The sequence below is a fragment of the Priestia sp. P5_B4 genome, from assembly GCF_056400385.1.
On the sequence record NZ_JBFULJ010000369.1, the window covers coordinates 1 to 3,669 of the forward strand.

At 38.6% G+C, this 3,669-nt stretch carries 4 protein-coding genes; 1 reads left to right on the forward strand and 3 read right to left on the reverse strand.

Annotation, left to right across the window (positions count from 1 at the left end):
• Both AC1DRF_RS19480 and AC1DRF_RS19485 read right to left on the reverse strand, forming a co-directional pair.
• A partial coding sequence (locus tag AC1DRF_RS19480) for a SepM family pheromone-processing serine protease (protein WP_477741441.1) occupies nucleotides 1-880 on the reverse strand: 880 nt, incomplete at its 3' end.
• On the reverse strand, nucleotides 870-1,667 hold the full coding sequence (locus AC1DRF_RS19485; protein ID WP_477741442.1) for a patatin-like phospholipase family protein: 798 nt from the start codon (nucleotides 1,665-1,667) through the stop codon (nucleotides 870-872). The genes AC1DRF_RS19480 and AC1DRF_RS19485, both read right to left, overlap by 11 nt.
• Before the next feature lie 466 nt (nucleotides 1,668-2,133).
• On the opposite strand from AC1DRF_RS19485, the gene ylbJ reads away from it, so the two are divergent.
• Nucleotides 2,134-3,345, forward strand: a complete 1,212-nt coding sequence (gene ylbJ, locus AC1DRF_RS19490) for a sporulation integral membrane protein YlbJ (RefSeq protein WP_043976409.1) — start codon at nucleotides 2,134-2,136, stop codon at nucleotides 3,343-3,345.
• Between the two features lie 55 nt (nucleotides 3,346-3,400).
• Here the strand turns inward: ylbJ and AC1DRF_RS19495 are convergent.
• The coding region (locus tag AC1DRF_RS19495; protein ID WP_477741443.1) for a pantetheine-phosphate adenylyltransferase at nucleotides 3,401-3,669 on the reverse strand (269 nt) is incomplete at its 5' end.

Here is a 3,669-nt window from a genome sequence, read left to right on the forward strand (position 1 = left end):
GTGCAAAGAAAATCTCTGCTCCTTCTTTATCTGCGGCTACAATTTTTTGCGAAATACCTCCGATTGGTCCTACCTCTCCTTTATCATTGATAGTCCCTGTACCTGCAACGCGATGGCCTTTTGTCATGTCCTCTTTAACAAGCTGATTATAAATTTCAAGCGAGAACATCAGTCCAGCTGAAGGCCCTCCTATTTTTTCAGTATCAATATGTATATCGGGYTTAACTTTTAGTTCTTGGTTCGTTTCTAAGGCAATTCCTAGGCCTACTCGTTTCGGCTCGTCAGGAAATGCTTTAACTTTTAGAGTATGTTTGCTTTCTTTGCCATCTCTTTTTACATAAATTGATACTGAATCTCCTGCTTTTTTAGTCGATACGTAGTTGATTAAGTCCTCAGCAGTTTGAATTTTTTCCCCGTCTACTTTCGTTACTACATCTCCAACATGAAGTTTTCCATGTGCAGGCATATTTTCTACGACATATGTAACATATACGCCTTTATTGAGATAGGAAACGCTCTTTCCAGCTGCTTCGTATGCTACTGAAATAGCGGCATTTTTTGATGTATCCATCATATGTAATTGCCTTGTCGAGTAATCTTCATCGCTTTCACCTTGCTGCAAAATTTGCTTTGTAGGGAAAATTTCATGAAAGTCCTGTATTTTCGCAAGACCATATGAAAGAGGAGTTGCTCTGCCCATTCTTACAGTTGTCAGCATAAACGTCCCTTTTTCATGGTATCCATCTTCTACCTTAATAATAGGCGCAAGTTCTTCTGCCATTCCAGGCTTTGTAATGTAGTACGGCAAAGGATAAAAACAAAGCATTGCCACCACTGCAATAACAGCCAAATATACCAAAATTCTAATTCTAGATTTCACTTTTTTTGTTCTCCTTCCAATGATCAATTGCTTGTAGGATAGAAGGCAACTGCTCATGTGCTGCTTGTTCACCAATTGAAATCATTTCTTGAATGTTTGTAAACGCTCTGGAACTAAAAGTATCGAGATTAGGACGAATCATAATGTCTGAAACAATGGTCCGATGAGCTACTAGCTCATCTTGCAAAATATCTAAACTTTGCATAATGACATCAAAAATAGAGCTGATTTCTGCATTCACTTTCGCTTTTGATACATCGACTCCAATAACAATATCAGATCCCATTTCTTTTACAACCGATACAGGAATACGGTCCACTACCCCACCGTCTACAAGCAATCGTCCATCAATTACTTCGGGAGCAAAGATTCCTGGAATTGAAATACTTGCTCTCACCGCTTCAGCGATAGGTCCTTTTTTAAACACCACTTTCTCTCCTGTTTTCAAATCTGTCGCTACAATGGCAAACGGTATAGACAGCTGTTCAATGGTTCTATTTTGCGTAAAGGTGCGAACCAACGATTTCACTCTGTTTCCCGTAATAAATCCCATTTTAGGCACGGTAAAATCCAAATAATACTTTCGTTTGAACGTTAGCRCCATTTTATAAAGAGTTGCTAGTTCAATACCTGACGCATATAGTGCACCAACTAAAGCTCCCATGCTGCTGCCAGCTAGAAAATCAATAGGAATGTTATTTTCTGTTAGCGTTTTGATTACTCCTAAATGTGCAAAACCTCTAGCTCCACCTGAGCCTAACGCAACTCCTATTTTTGGGCTTTCCACTTTACCTGCCCCCTCGTTTTACCTTATAGACTTCTAAAAATGTAAAAACATTTGATGAGCTTCTCTATCATTGTTGCCCTGTATTCGGTAGGACTATTCTTCATTTTCTATTTGTTCATTTAGTATGAAGCTAAAGATATGTTTTGCTCAATACACGGTGGTTATTAAGCATTATACTATACTGAAGGTTGTTTTAAGAAATTCTTTCTCTTCGCTTGCTGCGTATACGTTTTTTTACTCCTTGACTATCCTAGAAGTGCATTGATTTATGTATATGAATTGTATTTCCAAATGTGACAAGACGCCTTGTTATTCAGTATGAATTTATTTTCTCCTTACTCATAGGCATAAAGTCGATGCATAGCTTCGTATATTGATATATAGAAGAACTTGTACATTTGCCTAAAACTCCTCATTTCATTCATATCAAGATGACATGAGCTTAGAAAAGGAGATGAATCGTTCGTTGAATAAATCAATGGTGAAAACACTTCTGCTCGGGACGAGCGTAACGCTTCTCGCTATTGCGCTTATTGTATATCCAAAAGAAGCGCTAGAAGGTTCAGTAAGAGGTCTCAACACATGGTGGAAGGTCGTCTTTCCTTCTCTGCTGCCCTTTTTTATTGTTTCAGAAATGCTTATTGGGTTTGGCGTAGTGAAGTTCATTGGGATCTTATTAGAGCCGTTTATGAGGCCTTTATTCCGAGTACCTGGAGTAGGGGGTTTTGCTTTAGCAATGGGCATGGCTTCTGGGTTTCCTTCAGGAGCAAAAATCACTTCCCGGCTGCGTCAAGAAAAGCAGCTAACAGCTATAGAAGCTGAAAGACTCGTATCATTTACTAACTCATCTAACCCTATTTTTATTTTTGGAGCTGTGGCAGTTGGCTTTTTTCACAATCCAGCTGTCGGTATCATATTAGCTCTCTCTCATTACATAGGGAATATTTGTGTAGGACTGGTAATGCGTTTTTATGGATCAGCAAAACCGAAAGGACAAGTAACTCAAAAACCTTCTTTATCGTTAGCTTTTCATGAAATGCATAAAACGCGTTTAAAAGATAAGCGTCCTATCGGGAAGCTTCTAGGAGATGCGGTTACTTCTGCTGTTCAATCTCTCTTAATGATTGGCGGTTTTATCATTTTATTTTCTGTATTAAACAAACTTTTATATGTTACTCATATTACGGCCGTTTTAAGCAGCGGTCTAGCTTATTTATTTTCCCTTTGTCATATAGGGACTGAACTGAGCCTTCCTTTTATTTCAGGGCTTTTTGAAATCACGCTAGGAAGCCGTCTAGCAAGTGAAGCGCCAGACACGCTGCTGTTTCATCAAATTATCATCGTTAGCTTTGTATTAGGCTTCAGCGGTTTCTCCGTTCAAGCACAAGTGGCTAGTATACTCGCCGAAACAGATATTCGATTTTTCCCGTTTTTTATTGCACGCATTTTTCACGGCTGTTTTGCGGTAGTATTCACTATTTTTCTATGGGGTCCTCTTCGAGAATCCATTACTACTTTTCAAGCATCTGAAGGAGCACTGCCGGTTTCTTCTCACTTGGAGTCCGTTACGATTCTATCGCAGTGGCTAAACGTGTACGGTCCGCTCTTAACGATTTTTACGCTGTGCTGCTATATTTATATATATTCAAAACGAACGTTTCTTCATCGTTCCCAGTAAAAAAAGAACGCGACGTTTTCTTATCGGCAAAGAAAACGTCACGTTCTTTTTTATCTTATTTTTGAGACAGCTGTTCAAATTTTTCCGCAAGCGCTTCTCTAACAGGGGGAGGAACTAATTCAGAAATATTCCCGCCATATTTAGCTACTTCTTTTACAATACTAGAACTTAAAAACGAGTATTGATTATTTGTCATCATAAATAACGTTTCGATTTCTTTATCTAATACGCGATTTACAGATGTGATTTGCATTTCGTACTCAAAATCCGATACTGCACGTAAACCTCTTAAAATGGTCTTTGCCTGCTTTTCTTTTGCATATT